This window comes from Microcoleus sp. AT9b-C3, assembly GCF_036705485.1.
Classification (GTDB): Bacteria; Cyanobacteriota; Cyanobacteriia; order Cyanobacteriales; family Microcoleaceae; genus Microcoleus.
The window spans coordinates 1-17,595 of record NZ_JAUBUR010000009.1 but is presented as its reverse complement, the minus strand read 5'-3'; the positions used below and the strand labels follow the sequence as shown (position 1 = coordinate 17,595).

The 17,595-nt window shown below is 45.6% G+C and carries 17 protein-coding genes; 4 read left to right on the top strand and 13 right to left on the bottom strand.

Annotated elements, in window-relative coordinates; all coding sequences use genetic code 11:
• Positions 1 to 179 precede the first annotated feature (179 nt).
• Both QUB77_RS10710 and QUB77_RS10705 read left to right on the top strand, forming a co-directional pair.
• The gene (locus QUB77_RS10710; RefSeq protein ID WP_333180149.1) at positions 180 to 1,130 is read left to right on the top strand and encodes a hypothetical protein; all 951 of its coding nucleotides are present in this window, start codon (positions 180 to 182) and stop codon (positions 1,128 to 1,130) included.
• Positions 1,131 to 1,153: 23 nt separating this feature from the next.
• Positions 1,154 to 1,822 (top strand): hypothetical protein, encoded by a 669-nt coding sequence (locus QUB77_RS10705; protein ID WP_333180146.1) that lies wholly within the window; start codon positions 1,154 to 1,156, stop codon positions 1,820 to 1,822.
• 122 nt (positions 1,823 to 1,944) lie between these two features.
• On the opposite strand, the gene QUB77_RS10700 is transcribed toward QUB77_RS10705, so the two are convergent.
• From QUB77_RS10700 to glpX, 3 genes are all read right to left on the bottom strand, one after another.
• The gene (locus QUB77_RS10700; protein ID WP_333180143.1) at positions 1,945 to 4,968 is read right to left on the bottom strand and encodes a UPF0182 family protein; all 3,024 of its coding nucleotides are present in this window, start codon (positions 4,966 to 4,968) and stop codon (positions 1,945 to 1,947) included.
• A 296-nt stretch (positions 4,969 to 5,264) separates the two neighbouring features.
• Complete coding sequence (locus QUB77_RS10695; protein ID WP_333074356.1) at positions 5,265 to 6,557, bottom strand: glutamyl-tRNA reductase; 1,293 nt, start codon at positions 6,555 to 6,557, stop codon at positions 5,265 to 5,267.
• 145 nt (positions 6,558 to 6,702) lie between these two features.
• Positions 6,703 to 7,740: a class II fructose-bisphosphatase gene (gene glpX, locus QUB77_RS10690; protein WP_333065996.1), complete on the bottom strand. Its 1,038-nt coding sequence runs from the start codon at positions 7,738 to 7,740 to the stop codon at positions 6,703 to 6,705.
• Positions 7,741 to 8,233: 493 nt separating this feature from the next.
• Between glpX and QUB77_RS10685 the strand changes: the two genes are divergently transcribed.
• Positions 8,234 to 8,851: a CP12 domain-containing protein gene (locus QUB77_RS10685; protein ID WP_333180140.1), complete on the top strand. Its 618-nt coding sequence runs from the start codon at positions 8,234 to 8,236 to the stop codon at positions 8,849 to 8,851.
• A 186-nt stretch (positions 8,852 to 9,037) separates the two neighbouring features.
• Here QUB77_RS10685 and QUB77_RS10680 read toward each other — a convergent pair whose 3' ends face one another.
• The 10 genes from QUB77_RS10680 to QUB77_RS10635 all read right to left on the bottom strand — a co-directional run bounded on the left by QUB77_RS10680 (position 9,038) and on the right by QUB77_RS10635 (position 16,400).
• Positions 9,038 to 9,442: an MAPEG family protein gene (locus tag QUB77_RS10680; RefSeq protein ID WP_333180137.1), complete on the bottom strand. Its 405-nt coding sequence runs from the start codon at positions 9,440 to 9,442 to the stop codon at positions 9,038 to 9,040.
• Between the two features lie 83 nt (positions 9,443 to 9,525).
• Positions 9,526 to 10,443, bottom strand: coding sequence for an AraC family transcriptional regulator (locus QUB77_RS10675; RefSeq protein WP_333180135.1), 918 nt, complete (start codon positions 10,441 to 10,443; stop codon positions 9,526 to 9,528).
• Between the two features lie 117 nt (positions 10,444 to 10,560).
• The gene (locus tag QUB77_RS10670) at positions 10,561 to 10,947 is read right to left on the bottom strand and encodes a VOC family protein (protein ID WP_333180132.1); all 387 of its coding nucleotides are present in this window, start codon (positions 10,945 to 10,947) and stop codon (positions 10,561 to 10,563) included.
• Positions 10,948 to 11,097: 150 nt separating this feature from the next.
• A complete protein-coding gene (locus QUB77_RS10665) occupies positions 11,098 to 11,769 on the bottom strand; it encodes an SOS response-associated peptidase (protein WP_333180129.1) in 672 nt (223 codons plus the stop codon).
• A gap of 227 nt (positions 11,770 to 11,996) precedes the next feature.
• Positions 11,997 to 12,923 (bottom strand): UV DNA damage repair endonuclease UvsE, encoded by a 927-nt coding sequence (gene uvsE / locus QUB77_RS10660; protein ID WP_333180126.1) that lies wholly within the window; start codon positions 12,921 to 12,923, stop codon positions 11,997 to 11,999.
• Positions 12,924 to 13,144: 221 nt separating this feature from the next.
• On the bottom strand, positions 13,145 to 13,375 hold the full coding sequence (locus QUB77_RS10655) for a hypothetical protein (RefSeq protein WP_333180123.1): 231 nt from the start codon (positions 13,373 to 13,375) through the stop codon (positions 13,145 to 13,147).
• 273 nt (positions 13,376 to 13,648) lie between these two features.
• Positions 13,649 to 15,301 (bottom strand): AarF/ABC1/UbiB kinase family protein, encoded by a 1,653-nt coding sequence (locus tag QUB77_RS10650; protein ID WP_333180203.1) that lies wholly within the window; start codon positions 15,299 to 15,301, stop codon positions 13,649 to 13,651.
• A 160-nt stretch (positions 15,302 to 15,461) separates the two neighbouring features.
• Positions 15,462 to 15,716, bottom strand: coding sequence for a hypothetical protein (locus tag QUB77_RS10645; protein WP_445251778.1), 255 nt, complete (start codon positions 15,714 to 15,716; stop codon positions 15,462 to 15,464).
• Positions 15,713 to 16,162, bottom strand: a complete 450-nt coding sequence (locus QUB77_RS10640; RefSeq protein ID WP_333180118.1) for a hypothetical protein — start codon at positions 16,160 to 16,162, stop codon at positions 15,713 to 15,715. The genes QUB77_RS10645 and QUB77_RS10640 overlap by 4 nt, the downstream gene beginning before the upstream one ends.
• Positions 16,155 to 16,400, bottom strand: coding sequence for a helix-turn-helix transcriptional regulator (locus QUB77_RS10635; RefSeq protein WP_333180115.1), 246 nt, complete (start codon positions 16,398 to 16,400; stop codon positions 16,155 to 16,157). The genes QUB77_RS10640 and QUB77_RS10635 overlap by 8 nt, the downstream gene beginning before the upstream one ends.
• Before the next feature lie 125 nt (positions 16,401 to 16,525).
• Between QUB77_RS10635 and QUB77_RS10630 the strand changes: the two genes are divergently transcribed.
• Positions 16,526 to 17,404: a DNA (cytosine-5-)-methyltransferase gene (locus QUB77_RS10630; RefSeq protein ID WP_333180112.1), complete on the top strand. Its 879-nt coding sequence runs from the start codon at positions 16,526 to 16,528 to the stop codon at positions 17,402 to 17,404.
• Positions 17,405 to 17,595 lie beyond the last annotated feature (191 nt).

Here is a 17,595-nt window from a genome sequence, read left to right as displayed (position 1 = left end):
ATTGAGCGATCGAACTGGCAACTGAAGGGCGATCGGGTTCCTAACTACTAATTTCCAATTAAAACCCCCGCCCAGGGCAATTTATCTACTACCAAAAGTTGATTTTTTTATATCCCAAAATTTGTTTAAACTTGATCGATTAAGTTTAAATAACTTATCTGAGCCTATAGGATAAAGTCATGGCTAATCAACTTCCTCCTGTATTGGTAACTTTTGATGCAGATGTTTTAATGACTGGCAGAACTCAAGTGTGGCAAGAATATGCCAAGGTGGGAACTTGCTATATCCCGGAAGTAGTGTACGACGAAATAGATCGTCTGACAGGGCAAGCGGTGGAAAAAGCTCAAGAGCAAGTAGCTAGAGAGTTTATGCGCTTTTTTGCCGACAGCGGCTGGATTGCAACTGACGCTCAGGAAACACACCGAGCTCTGGAACCTTCGATCAAAAATCAAAGCAAGCCAGCAATGCTGGTAGTGGCGACGGCTCAGTGCGTTTACGGTTTGGCGACCGAACACCCGGAGGCATTGGTGATTTTTGTGTCCAACAGCCAGCCTCTGCTGAAGCGGCTGGCTTCTGTAGGCGCTACGAATCTCTGCGGGATTACCGGGGCGATGCTGTTAAATTGGGCGAGGAAAGGGGAACGCCCGCCGGCGGCGACTCAGCAATTGCAAAGTTTGATGCGTACCCTCGCCGAACGCAAATCTACTCAGCGCCCTAACAGCAGAATTCAGGATGCTGCTGTTGGCCAAACGGGGGCTTCTGTTAGCAAGTTAACGGGAACCCGCGGCGCTTCTGAATTGAAGTCGGCCAGCAGTTTTACTAAAACTAATAAAACGGGTTTGACCCAGAAGCGCAGTGCGAGTTCGCGCCCCAAAACGCCTCGGCGCAGTCGCGAGGAGTCGAGAGATTACGAGCCGGCTGTATATCGCATGAAACATATTACACCTCCGAAAAAAAGGGACAGCGGTTTTCTCTCTACTGTGTTCAATTTTTTGGGAGCGTTATTTTTCTTGACGGTAGCGGTAGGTATTTTGTGGCGAGTGTTCGATGTTAGGGGTTTTAGAAAGACTTTTGTGCCGGCTCTACCACAGCCTGTGCAACAATTTGTTAAGTCGATCGATCCTAAGTGATCGACAATGCAACTCTTTTGACTATGCTGAACGGGAACGAAATAATTAGTGGATTAGCACTAGCTTTGGCGGGTTTTGCTTATGCTTTAGTCTTTTTTGTTCTTCTTCCCTTCAGACAGTACGATTATGCAGCACCACTTGGGGCAATAGCAATGGCGATCGCCCTTACTGTTGCAATGAATTGGCTACTATCTGCATCGTTGCTAACTGGCTGGAGTTGGGTGGCTGCATTATTTAGTTTTCAGGTAGCCCTCATGTTTTTTGGGAGCGTGTTTCTGGAAGATGGGCTGTACCTGCCAAATTTGTTGTTTTTTGGAACTATGAGCGTAGGATATGTGAGCGTTTATACCAGTTTTTCACAAAAAAAAACACTGGTCATTGTGGGTTTCTGTACTGTATTTTTCCTCGCTTCAATGTATTTATCTTTGATTGGTGGTTATGTGATCAAAGGCAAAAATCCGTTTCATGGTTCTTCTACCCAGATGCTGCCGCTGTTGAATCAAAGGGTAGAAATTATCACCGACAATCCCCAGCAATTGCACTTGAATGGCAAAACTGGCGAACTCACGCATATTGACCGTTATGAGGTGAGAGTGAAACTAGATTCTGGAGGAGGCGAAAGATTGATGTGGCCGTATGTCTATGTTTGGTGGCAGGATATTAAGGCAGCTAGCGAACAGAAATCGCAGTAATTTATATCTTTTTCGCTGGCCTCGGAATAATAAAATCCAGTCAACACTTAACACTCAACCATTCACTTTTTCGCTCCAGAGTTAACAGTCAACAATCATGAGGAGTGTAACCGGAATTGATATCATTCACTATTTAAAGCTGGTGCTGTTCCTTCTACAGGTCGAATAATGACCGGTTTAGTAGTAGATTGTTGTTGAAAAAGTGCCTTGAGTGCTAAGTCGAGATTTTCTGCCATGACGATGCGGTTTTCGTAGACAGCAATAACTCTGACTAAAGTGGGTAAACTATTGCGAGCAGCTTCTAAGTAAAGAGGTTCAACGTACAACAACGATTGTTCAATGGGAATTACTAATAAATTTCCTTGAATCGCTTTTGATCCCTCGCGATTCCAGAGAGAAATTTGTTCGGAAATAACTGGATCTTGGTTAATTAAAGCTTCAATTTGTTCCGGGCCATAAACTAATCGCTGTTTGGGAAACAGATACAGCAGCAATTTTCCGTAATTGCCACCATCCGAGCGCCCTGCAATCCAAGCAATTAAATTGTTGCGACTTACTGGTGTAAATGGGAGCAGCAAAATAAATTCTTCTTCTGTTTCCGTTGGCAGCTTCATAATCAAATAATACGGTGCTACGGGCTGCTGTTCGCTGCCATAAATTTCACGGGGAACTCGCCACAAATCCTCCCGATTGTAAAATACTTGCGGGTCTTCCATGTGATAAGTTAGCAAGCGTTCTGATTGAATGCTCAACAAATCAACTGGATATCGGATATGTGTGCGGAGAGCCGGAGGCATTTGGTCAAGGGGTTTGAAGAGTCCGGGAAAGATAGCCATCCAACTGTTGATAATTGGATCGGAGGGATAGGCTACGTAGAAGTCAACAGACCCGTTGTAGGCATCAATTACTACTTTGACCGAGTTACGGATGTAGTTAAATTCATGCTTTCCGGGGTCAGAATAGGGATAGCTATCGCTCGCTGTATAGGCATCGATAATCCAGTAAAGATAGTTGGGAGATTGCTCAGTAGCCGAGGGTGAAGGTTTAATCTCGTTGCCACTTCCCTCATTTTCTTTTTCTATATCATCATTGCTAAGATTGGCGTTTGCGGCTACTAAATACGGGTCAGAATCGTAGCGCAAAAAAGGAGCTATCGCCCGGACTCTTTTGTTGATATTTCGGCGGTACAGCAATTTAGTGTCTGGCGTAAAATTGCGCGTCAGCGCCATTTGCCAATTTTTGAGATAATTAGCAAACAGCCAGCGCCGCCACATAGAACCGATCGCAATTCCGCCCCTACCGCTGTAAGTATTGTAAACATTTTCTTCCCCGCTAGGATAGTCGAATTCTTGGACTTTTGTGGGCGCCATCGCGTCTGTATCGGTGATTTCGCCGTAGTAAATTCGCGGGTAGCCGATCGGAATACTGACCCGAACTCGATCGCTAGTGACTTCCAAAGCAGTCTGTCCTTCCTGGGCTGCAACTCCAATATCTTTGACAAAATAATCGGGTAAACCGCCGACACCGACTCTGTTTACGGGAGAAAGAGTAAAGCCGTAACCGTGAGTGTAAACTAGGTGTTCGTTCACCCAAGTTTGAGCATCGGGGGCAACTGCTGTGTAATCTAATTCCCGCGCTGCCAGAAACACTTGTTGGCTTTCCGAATCTCCCTTTTGTGCTTTTTCATTTTTGATTGTGTAGCGATCGATATCAGCATCAGGAAATGTATAATATGGTCTGATTTGCTGTAACTGTCGGGTGGTTTGCAGCAGCGGTCGCTTGTCCCACAGGCGGATGTTGCTAATAGTAAGTTGATTTTTTTCTAAGTCGGCATAAGTAAGTTTTCCTACGGGATCGAATGTTTTTATTTCGATTGTGTTGAGATCAAAGGCTTCTTTAGTAAAGGCAATGCTGCGCTGAATGAACGGCTGTTCTCGTGCTAGTTCGTTAGGTTGAACTATGAGTTGCTGCACAATTTGTGGCAGCAGCAAACCTCCCACAAGATTTAAAGTCACCCATGCTAAAATAATTTTTTTTAGTAGTTCATTTTTAATTTTGAATTGGTAAACCTGCCACAGCATCAAAAGTGCGATCGCCCCTGCCAAAATACTCAAAAATCCATAGACGGGTAGCCGCACCGTCACGTCAGCATAATTCGCCCCGTAAGTAACGTCTCCCCGCGCATACAGCAATGCGTAGCGCCCCAGCCAGTAGCGGAATGCAACGGCGAGCATTAAAGCTGCACCCAACCCGTACAAGTGCCGCTGCTGCGATCGAGAAAACCCCAAAAAGCTCCCTTGACTCAGGCTATTTCCTGACAGCAAATATGTTAAAGAACAAGATACTAAACTGTACAAAAATACAACTGTCAGACCGAATCCTAGCAAATCTAAGATGGGGAAAATAAATACATAAAAGCCAATATTTTGATTGAAAAGAGGGTCGGTTGTGTTAAAATTAATAGGGTGAAAATATTGTAAAACATTTGTCCAGCGACTGGCGGCAATAAGTCCGATCGCCAAACTGAGAAAAAGGGCGATCGCCCGCAGCCAAAAATTCGGCTTAATTACCACAGCTAACATTGTCCCCAACAGCAAGCCCAACTGCCACCAGTGAGAAAATAGCTGGATCACTATTTGCTTGATTGACTCAATTCCCAACTGCACGGGCGGTGGAGGTAAATTGTCAGTTATACCGAAATAGGTGATGCTGCTTGCAGCTAACAGCCCGCAGTGAATTACTGTCACAGTTACGATCGAACTCAATCCGAATATTGCTAACAGCAGCCAGGAAAAGGTAATTTGGGATTTAGCAATAGGTAATTCGTAATTCTTCTGGGTATTCTTCCCCGTTTTGTTCGCCCTCAGTGAAGCGAATAGCGCCCCTCCAACCGGTGATTTTCTTTCCTCTGCGGGATGTTGCAGGCGGCGGGCTAAAGCCAAATTTCCGAGCAAAAAGACAGAAGAAACAGCAATTGCGATCGTCCCCAGCAACCCTTGAGTTTTCAGCTTTAAGAGAAAAACCTGAAGATATCCAACTTCCTGAAACCAGAGAATTTCTGCAGCCATGCGGGAGGCAAACTCAAAAACCAGCCACAGCCCTACAATCCATAAAATTAATTGATAAATTCGCCTTCTTAAAGTCATAACAATGAGCTAGAAGTAGGGACTGTGCATTGCCCATCTCTGTCAACTTAACCCGAAATATCACTCTTAGACGTAAGTCCTAGGCTAATAGCTAAAGTCCTCGGTATGAAGAGTAATTAACTAATCAGTTCTTCAATCCTATGCAATAGGACTTGAGCTTGGAATCAGCGATTGAAACCCTGTCTGAATGAGAGTTTAATCCTAAGTTGACAGCAATGGACAAATGCCTAAGTCCCTACAAATATAATGTGCAATTAACGGAATGTGAATCAAAATTTGAATCGAAAAAACTTCAGCTAGCTGTACTGCTGATTGACATCCACATCCAAATTAAACAGTGTTTGCAAAGTTTGCATCGCTTGCCGCCGCGCCTCAATATCCTGCTGAGCGCGTAACTGTACCATCGGATCGTGCAAAATCTTATTCACAATCCCCCTTGTTAAAGATTCAATCACATCTTGATGTTTCTCGGAAAATTCCGAACCAAGACGCGATAAAGCTTTTTCTAACTCTTGTTCCCGAATCAATTCTATCTTATCCCGCAAACAGCTAATAGTAGGAACTGTTTCCAGACTGCGCCACCAGAGATCAAAAGCCTCTACTTCCTGTTCCAGCAAGCCCTGAGCTTCCATTGCCATTTTGCGGCGGCTTTCGTGATTTTGAGCTACCACTGCTTTCAAGTCGTCCACATTAAACGATCGCACATTAGCGAGTTCGTTCGCATCCGAGTCAATGTTGCGCGGCACAGAAATATCCACCAACATTAAAGGGCGATTCGGGTCTAAAACCGATTCCAATTTAGCTTTATTTAACAGTGGCTCGGTAGCTGCCGTACTGGTAAAAACCAAGTCAGAACTGGCAATTATCTGCATCATTTCCGAGAGCTGATACAGGTGCAATTCAGCATCTTTAAACTGACCGGCTAACTCCAGGGCGCCACGCACAGAGCGATTAACGATCGAAATATGGCTAGCTCCTTTTGAGAGCAAATGCTGCACCAAAAGCCGCGACATTTTGCCAGCACCGATAATTGCAATTTTGCTGCTTGCTAAATGCTGACCCTTCATTTGAGCCAATTCTGCCGCCGCCGAACTGATAGAAACTGCACCGGTACCGATGCTAGTTTCGGTGCGAACTCGCTTCCCTGCTGTGAGAGCTTGCTTGAATAAGCGCTCTAAAATTCTGCCTACACCTTTGTACTGCTGGGCGAGTTTGTGAGTTTGTTTCACCTGAGCCAAAATTTGTCCTTCTCCGAGCACCAAACTGTCGAGACCAGAAGCCACTCGCATCAAGTGCATCACCGCATCTTCGTGCAGCAAAATAAACAGGTGAGGGCGCAAAGACTGCAAAGGAACTTTACTGCATTCTGAAAGGAACTGAATAACCTCTCGTACACCAGGCTCCGACTCGCTGGTAACAATATAAATCTCTAAGCGGTTGCAAGTGCTGAGGATGGCAACCTCTTGAATGTGCGGGTAGCCGCGCAATTGGGCGATCGCCGCTTCAACTTTCTGTTCTGGAATGCTTAGTTTTTCGCGAACTTCGACCGGCGCTGTTTTGTGGCTGAGACCTACGACTGCAATATTCATATCTGTGATTTGTCACTATTTCTTTCTTAGTTGTTAACAGTCACCTGTTATTAGTTCTTAGTTTATCGCTAATTGCTAATCATCGGTGACTGTTAACCGTTAACTGTTAATTGTTAACATTTAACTGTTAACCACTAACTAATCACTAATTCAATTGCAAAGATTTCGGCTGGTCAAACATATGGATTGTATCCACAAACCGAGCAGTTTTCGACTGAGAAGAAATTACCAAACTTTCAGTGCGAGCGCCACCGCCAAAGAAGCGAACTCCATCCATCAGCGTTCCGGGAGTAATCCCGCAAGCTGCAAACAGAACTGTTTCTCCAGATGCCAACTCTTCAGCATTGTAAATCTTGTCTGGGTCTGTGATGCCCATCTCTTTAAGTCGAGCGATATTGCTTTCTTTGCTTTCACCGATCAAACCAGTTTTTACAACAGCCGGATCGTAAATTAACTGCCCTTGGAAGTGACCGCCCAAGCAGCGCATTGCTGCTGCGGAAATCACACCTTCGGGTGCTGCGCCAATACCCATAAGTGCGTGGATGTTGGAACCAGAAAACGCGCAAGAAATCGCTGCCGAAACGTCGCCGTCGCTGATCAGTCGAACTCTTGCACCCGCTTGCCGAATTTCATTAATTAAATCTTTGTGTCGGGGGCGATCCATGACCACCACCACCAAATCTTCAATACTGCGGCCGAGACAATCAGAGATAATTTTGAGGTTTTGAGTCGGCGTTTTGCGAATATCTACATGATTCTTAGCAGCCGCAGGAGCAGCCAATTTGTTCATGTAGAAATCCGGTGCCGCAAACAAACCACCTTTTTCAGAGATTGCCAAAACTGCCATCGAACCGTTTTGACCGTAAGCGACCAGGTTAGTACCTTCGCAGGGGTCAACAGCGATGTCAATTTCGATCAATTCATCTATGTTGCAGACATCTTTGGCATCTTCGCGGGTACAAATACCTACTTGTTCACCGATGTAAAGCATTGGTGCGTCATCGCGTTCGCCTTCGCCGATCACGATGCGGCCGCGCATATGAATTTTGTTCATGCGCTCCCGCATGGCTTCTACAGCCACTCTGTCGGCTTCATCTTTCTCGCCTTTGCCCATTAAGCGAGCGGAGGCGATGGCTGCCTGCTCAACTACTTCGATAATCTCTAAACCGATTACATTGTCCACGAACTAGATCCTCCCAACTGCTGATGCGTGCCTTGTGCTCTTTGCACTCCCAGCCATCAAGTTTATCAGAGGCGGGGATCTGTGCGAGCGCAAGCAGTTGCTTAGTTTGTGTTAACTTTTGCTTCTTTGAGAATCGGGCTGCAAAATCTGATCCCAACCAGTTCAAAGATCGATCGTCCCAATACTTAACTCTTGCTTGGAGGATCGCACGCTAGCCCCGTCTGATCCGTAACTCGCGGACTCCACAGGTTGCGGGGCAGCGAGGGGCTGTTTCAGGCAACTTGTCATCCCGAAGGCCGTTAAAGGTTTTATGATTAGTTTGCGATCGCACGATTTCTCAGAAACCTGGTTGCCAAACCGGATTTATCGTTACTAAACCCAACATTTTGGTAGAAACCCGGTTTCTGAAGGTAAGTCCTAATGACGATCGCAGATCAAATGGACAGCCCCAAATCGGGACGCAGTAGACTTTATCAGCGGGAAGGAATAAAAAATGATGATGAAAGCCCAAGATATTATGACCACAGATGTTGTTACCATTCGCGGTTCAGCAACTGTAGCTGAAGCGGTGGCGATGATGAACGATTTGTGTTTGCGCGCTTTAATTGTGGAACGTCGCCACGAACAAGACGCCTACGGCATTGTCACGGAAACGGATATTGTCTATAAAGTAGCAGCCTACGGAGTAGACCCGAAAAAAGTCCGCGTCTTCGAGATTATGACCAAACCGTGCATCACGGTGAATCCAGACTTGGGCGTGGAATACGTGGCTAGGTTGTTCGCGAATACCCGCATCCGCCGGGCGCCGGTGATTAAGGACGAGCTAGTGGGCATTATTTCGGTCACGGATATCTTGACAAAAAGCGATTTTCTTGAGAAGCCGAAGAGTATTTTATTTGACGAACAAATCGAACAGGCGATCGCGGATGCCAGAACTATCTGTGCCGAGAAAGGCGCTACCTCTAGAGAGTGCGCGGTAGCGTGGGATATTGTAGAGGAAATGCAGGCTGAGGCTTCTCACCAGCGATCGATTAAGCTTGAGAAAACGGCTTTTGACGAGTATTGCGAGGAAAATCCCGAGGCGGCTGAAGCGCGGATGTACGAGAGTTAATTTAGTCATTAGACATCTCCAGAAATTCTGATTTTTGAACGAAATTATTAGGGTTTCCGCCCTGTTTTTGGTAATTATTGGAGATGTCTATTAGTGATTAGTCATTAGTCATTGGTTCTTGGTCAGTTGATAGGAAAGCAGTTGGCAGTTGGAAGAAGCAAAAATTCTGCCTTCTACCTTCTGCCTTTAGAAGAAAGTCATCACAGTTAAGGTGACTAAGCAACTTAACTGAATCACTAAGCACAAAAGGCGAAATATTGGATTAATCCCAGCGATGTGAATGACTGAGTGTAGAAGCCGAAACACGATGTACGCAACAATCAGCAAATCTACCGCTGTTCCAGATACGCCCCGAACTGTAAGCAGGAAAACAACTCCCAGATATAAAGGCAGGTTTTCTACTAAATTTGACTGAACCCGAAATTGTCGCCACAGCAAGCTTTCATCGTTTGGTGTCCCAAAATCTTTGACCGATCCACCCGCCGATAGGTGCCTGATTCTGACTGCGAGGAGAAGGATAACCATAGCAATTGTCCAGAAAATGAAAATTGCTAAACCCCACAGAGGAAAGGTCATGTTAATCGAATTCATAAGCAAACCTCGTAAAACTTACTAATAGTTTAGGAAGCTCGCCCTCAAGAAATATAGAAAAAACTTGCGGGAGTTTTGGTAGATTATTGCGATCGCCCGGGCAGGAATTGTTTCGGTGTCATCCCCAGCAGGCGCTTGAAACATCGAGTCAAGTGACTTTGGTCGCAAAATCCTACCCGGAAAGCAATATCTGCGATACTAAGTTCGCTCTCTTGCAATAGGTACTTGGCTTTCTGGATGCGGCGCTGCAAGATATACTGGTGGGGTGTTAAGCCCATGCTTTGCTTGAACAGACGTAAAAAGTGATAAGGACTGATTTGGGCGATCGCAGCAAGTTTAATTAGCTTTATGTCTTCATGAAGATGTTCGTTGATATACTCCGTTATCTGTTGCAGCTTGGGTTTAGATAATCCATCCGTATAGCTAGAAAGCCGAGGTGGCGCGGTACAATAATTCCGCAACAGGTGAATGGCTAATGCGGTTTTGAGACTATCAATCAGCAAATAACCGCCGATTTTGCCAACTTCTAATTCTTGTCTCAAGGCGCCGAATATCCCTTGAATCAGGATATCTTGCTCTGTCATGTAATAAGGAATCAGTTCAATGCGATCGGGATTTACCAAATCTTGAGCGACTTGTTCCAAGAGTGCAGGGGCGATCGCCAAAATGGTAAACTGAGCTAAAGTATTCCAATTGCAGCGCTGGGAAATACCCGCCGGAATCACCGCAATGTCTCCCTGATTCCGCGCTTCTGTTTTCAGCTTACCATCCAACCATCGTTCTCCCGATCGCTCTCCCGACACCTCAAAAGCAGGGCAATAAGCAATAACGTGCCATGTACCTTGATGCTCTGGCGTGTCAAACTGCGGCTGTTGATGGTGTTCAAAATAGATCTTATCCCATCCTGAACTTTTCAGGACAGCGGGCTGAGGTAGCATAAAATCTGTTGCTTTCTCTTGGCTGAAATCGAGCAGCTTTACCTCTGGCTCTAGTCTTCTCATGTTGCGCTTAAATAGATTGAGAATTCTGTGATTTTGTAGGGTGCGTCGCTGTCAGATATTCGAGGAAATTTGTAGATTGACGAGTGGCGACGCACCTTACACTAGCGGTTTTCTCTCTTAACTGTTTGGCCCCATCATACAAAACACGTTCAGCTTGTTCCCCTCAAGATCGCGAAAATATCCCGCATAAAACCCCGGCAACACGCCTCTTGGCCCCGCAGGTCCTTCATCCTTAGCCCCAAGTTCGATCGCTTTGTTATAAACTAAGTTGACTTTTTCGGGACTGTCAACTTGAAGAGCTATCATTACTCCATTGCCAACAGTTGCTCTGTTACCATCAAATGGTTTTGTAATAGCAAGTGCTGGTCCATCGGGAGAAACACTCCATGCGATAAATCCGTCGAATTCCATGAATCGTCGAGCGCCAATTTCAGCAAGCAAAGCATCATAAAACTTTGCTGCACTTTCAATATCGTTGGTACCGAGTGTAACGTATCCGATCATATTTTTTGTCTTCTAACTGATGTTAAGATTTAAAAAATGCTTGAGCAAATAACAACTGAGTTAAAGTGATCCTTAGAAAACCAAAGCTACAGCTCAAACATCATTTTATATCATAACTCAAACTATCTCGGTTTTGTCCGCTGCAATGATTTATTGCCGATCGCTAATACATTCGGGACTGTCTCTACTTGGACTGTTGACGATCGCACTTACCGCCTTTGCTTTCATAGCTTCGGAAGCATACGGCTTTAACAAGGGCAAAACTTCCTGAGCATTTTTAACAGCAGGATCTAGCCACTGTTCCCAATCGCTGTCGGGGAGAATCACCGGCATTCGATCGTGCATCGGCTGCACTGTTTCGTTAGCCTCGGTAGTAATGATACTGCAAGATACAATGTTTTCTTTTTCTGGAGATTCCCAATTTTCCCACAAACCGGCAAAAGCAAAAGGTTCGCCGTCTGCCTTTTGAAAATAGTAAGGCTGTTTGTTCTTTCCCTGCTGCTGCCATTCGTAGAAACCGTCAGCGACTATCAAACATCGCCTGTGCTTGATGGCGCTGCGAAAAGCAGGTTTTTCCGCTACAGTTTCCGATCGCGCATTGATCATCTTGCTGCCCATTTTCATGTCTTTTGCCCAACTTGGAATCAAACCCCAGCGCATAAATTGAAACTGTCGCTGCATTTTTTCTTTTTCAACTGTTACTGTGGCAACTGATTGAGTTGGGGCGATATTGTATCGCGGTTGGATGTCGGGAACTTCCGACAGTTTGAAGAATTCGGCGATGATTTGACCTGAAGTAGTTAAAGTGAATCTGCCGCACATAGTTTTTAGTTTGTATTAACAAAGAGGTATAGCCTTTCTCAGAAAGATGAGGTACGACTGGTCATTGGGCATTGGCCAAACAGGGCATTGGCCAAACAGGGCATACCTCACTTTTTTGAGAACCGCTATAGATTGCGATTTACCATTGGGTGGGGGCGGGTTTTCGAGATATTGGTTTTAGGCAAAGATGGTTTGTAAAACCCGCCCCTACGAGACATTGCTCTAAATTATGGAACATTCGCAGACAACCATTCTGTGCGCAATTTTTCAATAGCTAATTCTTTGAATTTAGCTTCTACTTCAATCCAAGGAGCTTGATAATAGCACTCCGGCATTTCTGTAATCAAATCGCTGTGGCGCGGATCTGCAAAAAATTCTTTTCCGTTCGATATGTGGACTAATTGCCATTCAGGAATTGACCAAGAAGTGCGGGCTGCTGCGAGCATTTCGGCGACGTTTGGATCGTCGTAACTTTCTAAATGTTCGTGAATGACGTGGTGGTGCGCGTCAAAAACCATCGGTACGCCGGTATCGAGACAAACTTCTAAGAGTTCTGAGGAACTGTAGGCGTATTCGTCGTTTTCAAAGGTTAAGCGCGATCGAATAGATTCGGGTAAGTCGCGGATGACTGATTTGAGCTGCGAAGTGCGATCGCTCTTACCGCCGTGAATGTTCATCAGTGCGTAGGGCGATCGGGGCTGTCCCAACATATCTAAAATTAAAGCATGAGTGGCGAGAATTTTAATGCTGTTTTCAACGACATCAGGCTTGTCGGAACTGAGGACGACAAATTGATCGGGGTGGAGTACCAAACGGATGTTGAGGGAAATTGCGCGATCGCCTGTATTCCGCAATTCCTCAGTCATGGAGTGTAGCACTGCTTCCCCCAAATCTGTATCTGCAAAAGGGAACAGTGCAGAAGTCATCCGGTAGAGCTTAATCTGATTAGCAGAACAGAAGTCGATCGCTTTGTCAAGCCGTTTTAAGTTGTCTGTATAAAGCTCGCGCAATACTGTTTCTTGTTCTGTTTCCGAAAGCTGTAAAAGTCGCTTCCGCGTGACAGTGCGAAAGCGAACTGCATCGGATGTTGTAATGCAGACTAACCCCAATTCCGGCAATGTGTCTTTTTGAAATAGTTGATTAATCTCGCTCATTTATCAATAATTCCTAACTTGAATTTTATGTTAAACAGGTTCTATGTAGGGTGCGCAATGCGCACCCTACTGAACCTGCCCCAATAGTCCGCCAGGGATTTCAATCTCTGCCGGACTATTGGGACAGGTGCAAGATGTAATTAGTACAAACCTGAGTTGTTATTAAAAATGTAATGAACCGCGTCGCAGATAGCATATCGATGCCAATTTAATCGATATAACTATTGCTGTTCTTCGCTAGACTCAGCCTCTTCGTCCGGCCTCGCGGTGGCTACAGGATTTTCCATTGCTTCGTTATGGAACGGATAACCGGATGTTTCTTGATTTAGCGGGTCAGCGGGTTGGTCCTCAGGGGATGTAATTTGACCGTTAGTGTTGGTATTGGGTTTTGTGGAAGAGCCTTTATGGCTGGCGTGACCGCTACTCATCTTTTTTTCCTCAATTAGATTCATGGAACAATTTCTAGCTTAGACTTAGCTGCTGCGGGCGATCGCCTATCTTAGGTCAGAGATGTTGCTTAATAGTTGAGGATGCTATAGCCTTTCTCGGCAACAGTGCGGTAGATAGGAAAACCGCAGATGTCAGGCAGATAAACACAGATTAACGCAGATAATTTCAATATCTTTCTGCGAATGGCGATCGGATTTGGAATTTGTCGCCCGCGTACCTCACGAAAATTGAGAAAGGCTATATATCTCCTGATTTTGCCCATTTCTCCTTGACAATTAACTCCGCAAACGCCCGGATCGCATAATGCTAATAACTAACCACAAACCCAAAAAACTCGCCGCCCCAAACAAACCAGTGCTCAGAAAAGATAGCTGAGGAGTTTGTGCGTTAGAAGAAATAATTGCCGCCCCCACAATCAGCGAACCCACGACAATACTAAAAGAAAGTCTGTTCGCAGAATCCCCCAGAGTGCGACGCAGGGGGTCGAGTTCTTTTAGGGTCAAGTTCCACTTCAAAGTTTCCGAAGTAACTCGGTCTAAAAGCACTTCCACCTGTCGCGGAGATTGCAAAGATAAGCTTTTGAGATCCAGGGCAGTTCTCAGCAGAGCTTGGATCGGATCGTCTCCTAATAACTGACGCCGAAACATATCGGTCATCAGCGGTTTGACCTGCTCTACAATATTAAATCGGGGATTAAAAGAGCGCGCCAGTCCTTCCAAATTAGCTAGAGTTTTTGCATACAAACCGAGATTGCTGGGCAGTCGAATTTTATTTTTGCGGGTGATTTCCAGCACCTCATAAAAAATTTCCGACAAGTTCATTTGCGACAAGCTGACATTGTAATACTTGCGGAGCATTCGAGCCAAATCGTTTTCAAGAACAGCTAAACTTTTCGGTTGAGCAAATTCTGCCATTTCTAAAGTTAATTGAGCGCAGCGCTGAGCGTCTAAATCGACAATTGCCAGCAACATTTCGGTCAAATTTTGCTGAGTTCGCGGGTCTAATCTGCCGACCATGCCGCAGTCTAGCAAAGCTATCCGGCTATCTTTGAGATAAAATAAATTGCCGGGATGCGGGTCGGCGTGAAAGAATCCGTCGATGTACAATTGCTGGAAGAAAACGCGGCAAAGCAGGGTTGTAATTTCTTCACGTTCGGCATTTACATCTCCTTGGTGGCGAATTCCTTGCAAATCGCCTAACAAAATGGGGACTCCGTTCAGCCACTCCATTACTAAGAGTTTTTTTGTAGTCAACTCCCAGTTAATTTCTGGTAGGACAACTTGTGTGGGGTCAAACCATTTACTTTTAGATAAATTGCGGCGCAGTTCGTCTGTGTAGCTGGCTTCTTGAATGAAGTCTAGTTCTGCACGCAGGGCGATCGCAAATTCTTCAGCTAGGGCGACAATATCGTATTGTTGACCGAAGTCTGTTAGCATGACAAGTTCTGCCAAACCTCGGAGCACGGCGATGTCTTGTTCGATGACAATATCTATGCCGGGGCGCTGAACTTTGAGGGCGACTTCGCGGCCGTCTTTTAAAGTAGCTTTGTGGGTTTGCGCGATCGAACCTGCGGCGATCGCCTGAGTGTTAAATTTAGCGAAGGTATTTTCGAGAGATTGTGTGAGTTCCTGGCGGACGATTGCTTCTACTTGCGACCACGGTACAGGGGGTACTTCCGCTTGTAGCGTGGAGAGGATTTCGATGTAGGTGGCGGGTAAAAGGTCGGGACGGGTGCTCAGCAATTGTCCCAATTTGACAAATACTGGGCCTAATTCGACGAGGATGTTGCGGAGAACTGCTGGAGTTGGGAGACTGGGTGCGTCGGTTTTGCGGCCGGTTAGGAGGCTTTTCATGTAGTCCCAACCGTTGCGGAAGACGACCTCTAGAATTTCTCCTTTGCGAGAAGTGTTTTGAACTAGGCTAAACAAGGGGCCTCCGGGTCGATCGGGTTTAAGGGCTATATAACTACTAGGATAGCGCTGTTGACCGGGCTGACCAGTGTCTTGGGGAATAACTTGGCCGAAAGGGTGCGATTCCCTACGGGATAGCTTCGCTTCACGAATTTTGGGGTGTGGGAGTGGAGGGTAGTTAAGTTTTGCTGTTAAAGTAGCTTTCAATTATTTCCCTTAACAAAGCTTCTGAGCTAATTCCTTGTTGAATAGCAAGTGCCTTAATTCTTTGGATGTCAGAAGCCGAGATTTTAATTGGGGCAAAAGTTTCAGGAAATGCCCAGGCGCACTGTTTACACTCAAGTTGGCATCCTCGACAGGCTGTGCTTTTAAAGTTATTGCATTCGGCACATAATGGTTGCCAATTATCTTCTTCATTTCCTCCTCCTCTCAAGCGCGGAATTTATGATCTCGATCTAATCTGACAAGAGGCGGTTGTCTGCCACACACTGCACAGTGATCTTGATATTTAATCAAAATTTTCTGCCAAAAAGCCTCACTGAGTTTGATTCTCTGTTCCCGTTTTGGACTAATTTCAATGCTGAGTAGCTGATATCTTGTTTTGCTGCCGCTACCAAATCTAACTATTCCCAAAAATCCTTCTTCCCCTTGCAGCTCTCGTATGCGTCTAGGAGTATCTGCGTAAGGTTCTCCTCTAAAATTGTTAATAACTTGACGTAAATGTGATAGGGGAACTACTGGCCCTGGAATGCTGTGACCGGGAGGCCAAAGCGTCTCTAAAATTAATCTGTAATAATTTATATTGGCTGGCTTGGTGCTTGCAAAGCCAGCGCAAGCGTCTCCGAGCCACTGTTCGCGGTTGGCCCCCATCTCACTCATGGGAGTTTGCCTCATCTCCTCGCAAAAGCCATTCTGGAGATACTTGCAGCAGACGCGCGATCGCATCTAACTCAAAATCTTTAACACCACGCTTCTGACGCTCTATCTCTGAAATGTCAGACTGATCCAGCTTAATGTGAAAGTCTACATCCATGGCTGCGGCTAGATCGCTCTGCCCCCATCCGAGTTTTTCACGAGCCTGCTTGATTCGCGAGCCACTAATATTAGCTTCGCCCATCTGATAAAGATGTTTTTAAACTACGATTGAGGATGATATCTTGTGGTGTAGCAGCTTGGTAGACGAAAATCGTCTATCAAACTGATTAAGTCTACAATCTGTGTAAATAAAGAACTATCATTAAAATGCGAGTTGCGTCATTTTTTTCAGGTATTGGCGGTTTCGATCTAGGATTTGAAAAAGCGGGAATGAATGTCGTATTTCAATGCGAAATAGATAAATACTGCCAACAAATATTAAAACGTCACTGGCCTCAAGTACCGATTTATGAAGACATCAGAACCCTCACACATTCAACTATCCCTGCCGCTGATTTATGGTGTGCAGGATGGCCCTGCCAAGACCTTAGCAATGCCAACACAGAAAGAAAAGGACTTTCAGGAGAAAGAAGCGGACTTTTCTACAAATTTATGGAACTTGTTGCAGAAATTCAGCCAGCGTGGTTGGTCTTGGAAAATGTGCCGGGGCTGCTCTCGGCAGAGCAAGGAACCGCTCTTGAGGTCGTTATCGACACGTTGGAAGCGCACGGGTATTTGGGGGGATGGCTATCGTGTAACGCTCGACATACGGGCTTACCTCACGACCGAGACAGAGTGTTCTTTATTGCCAGTTTTAGATCGCAACGTGCCTGTAGAATCTTTACTGACAGCGGCGAATTGTCTGGGGATTCTGCGGCGCGAAAATCGAGGGAGAAGGAAACTCGATCGAGTGTTTGTGAAGGCATTATCGGAGACACTCCGCTTGTGGTACAACGTCGCGGCGGCTTCGGGTATACCTTGGCAAAAAGCGTCTGCCCCACGTTACGCGCCCAAACTGGAGGACATCAAGGAGGCCATTCAGACAGACCAATACTCTGTGGCGAGAAACTTGACTTGGACAGAATGGGAAAAACTGATGGGATTTCCTCCAGGATGGACGGTCGCCGAGGGAGACTCCTTGGTAATGCCGTTGTGCCAGGAATTGCCGAATGGATTGGACGAAAAATCTTAGAGATTGATTCGTAATTATAACAAACCGCTTTGATCGCGGAGAACGTATAGGAAGAAAATACAGAGAATAAAGAAGTTCGTAGTAAAAGCTTTAGTCTTTGCTTGGAATTTGGGTAACAAAGGACTTTAGTCCAATGGCACTGAAAAAGGCTTAATCACGTTCGCAGTTTAGCTTTCAAGACAGAGCGAGGTTCCTGCATTCGAGG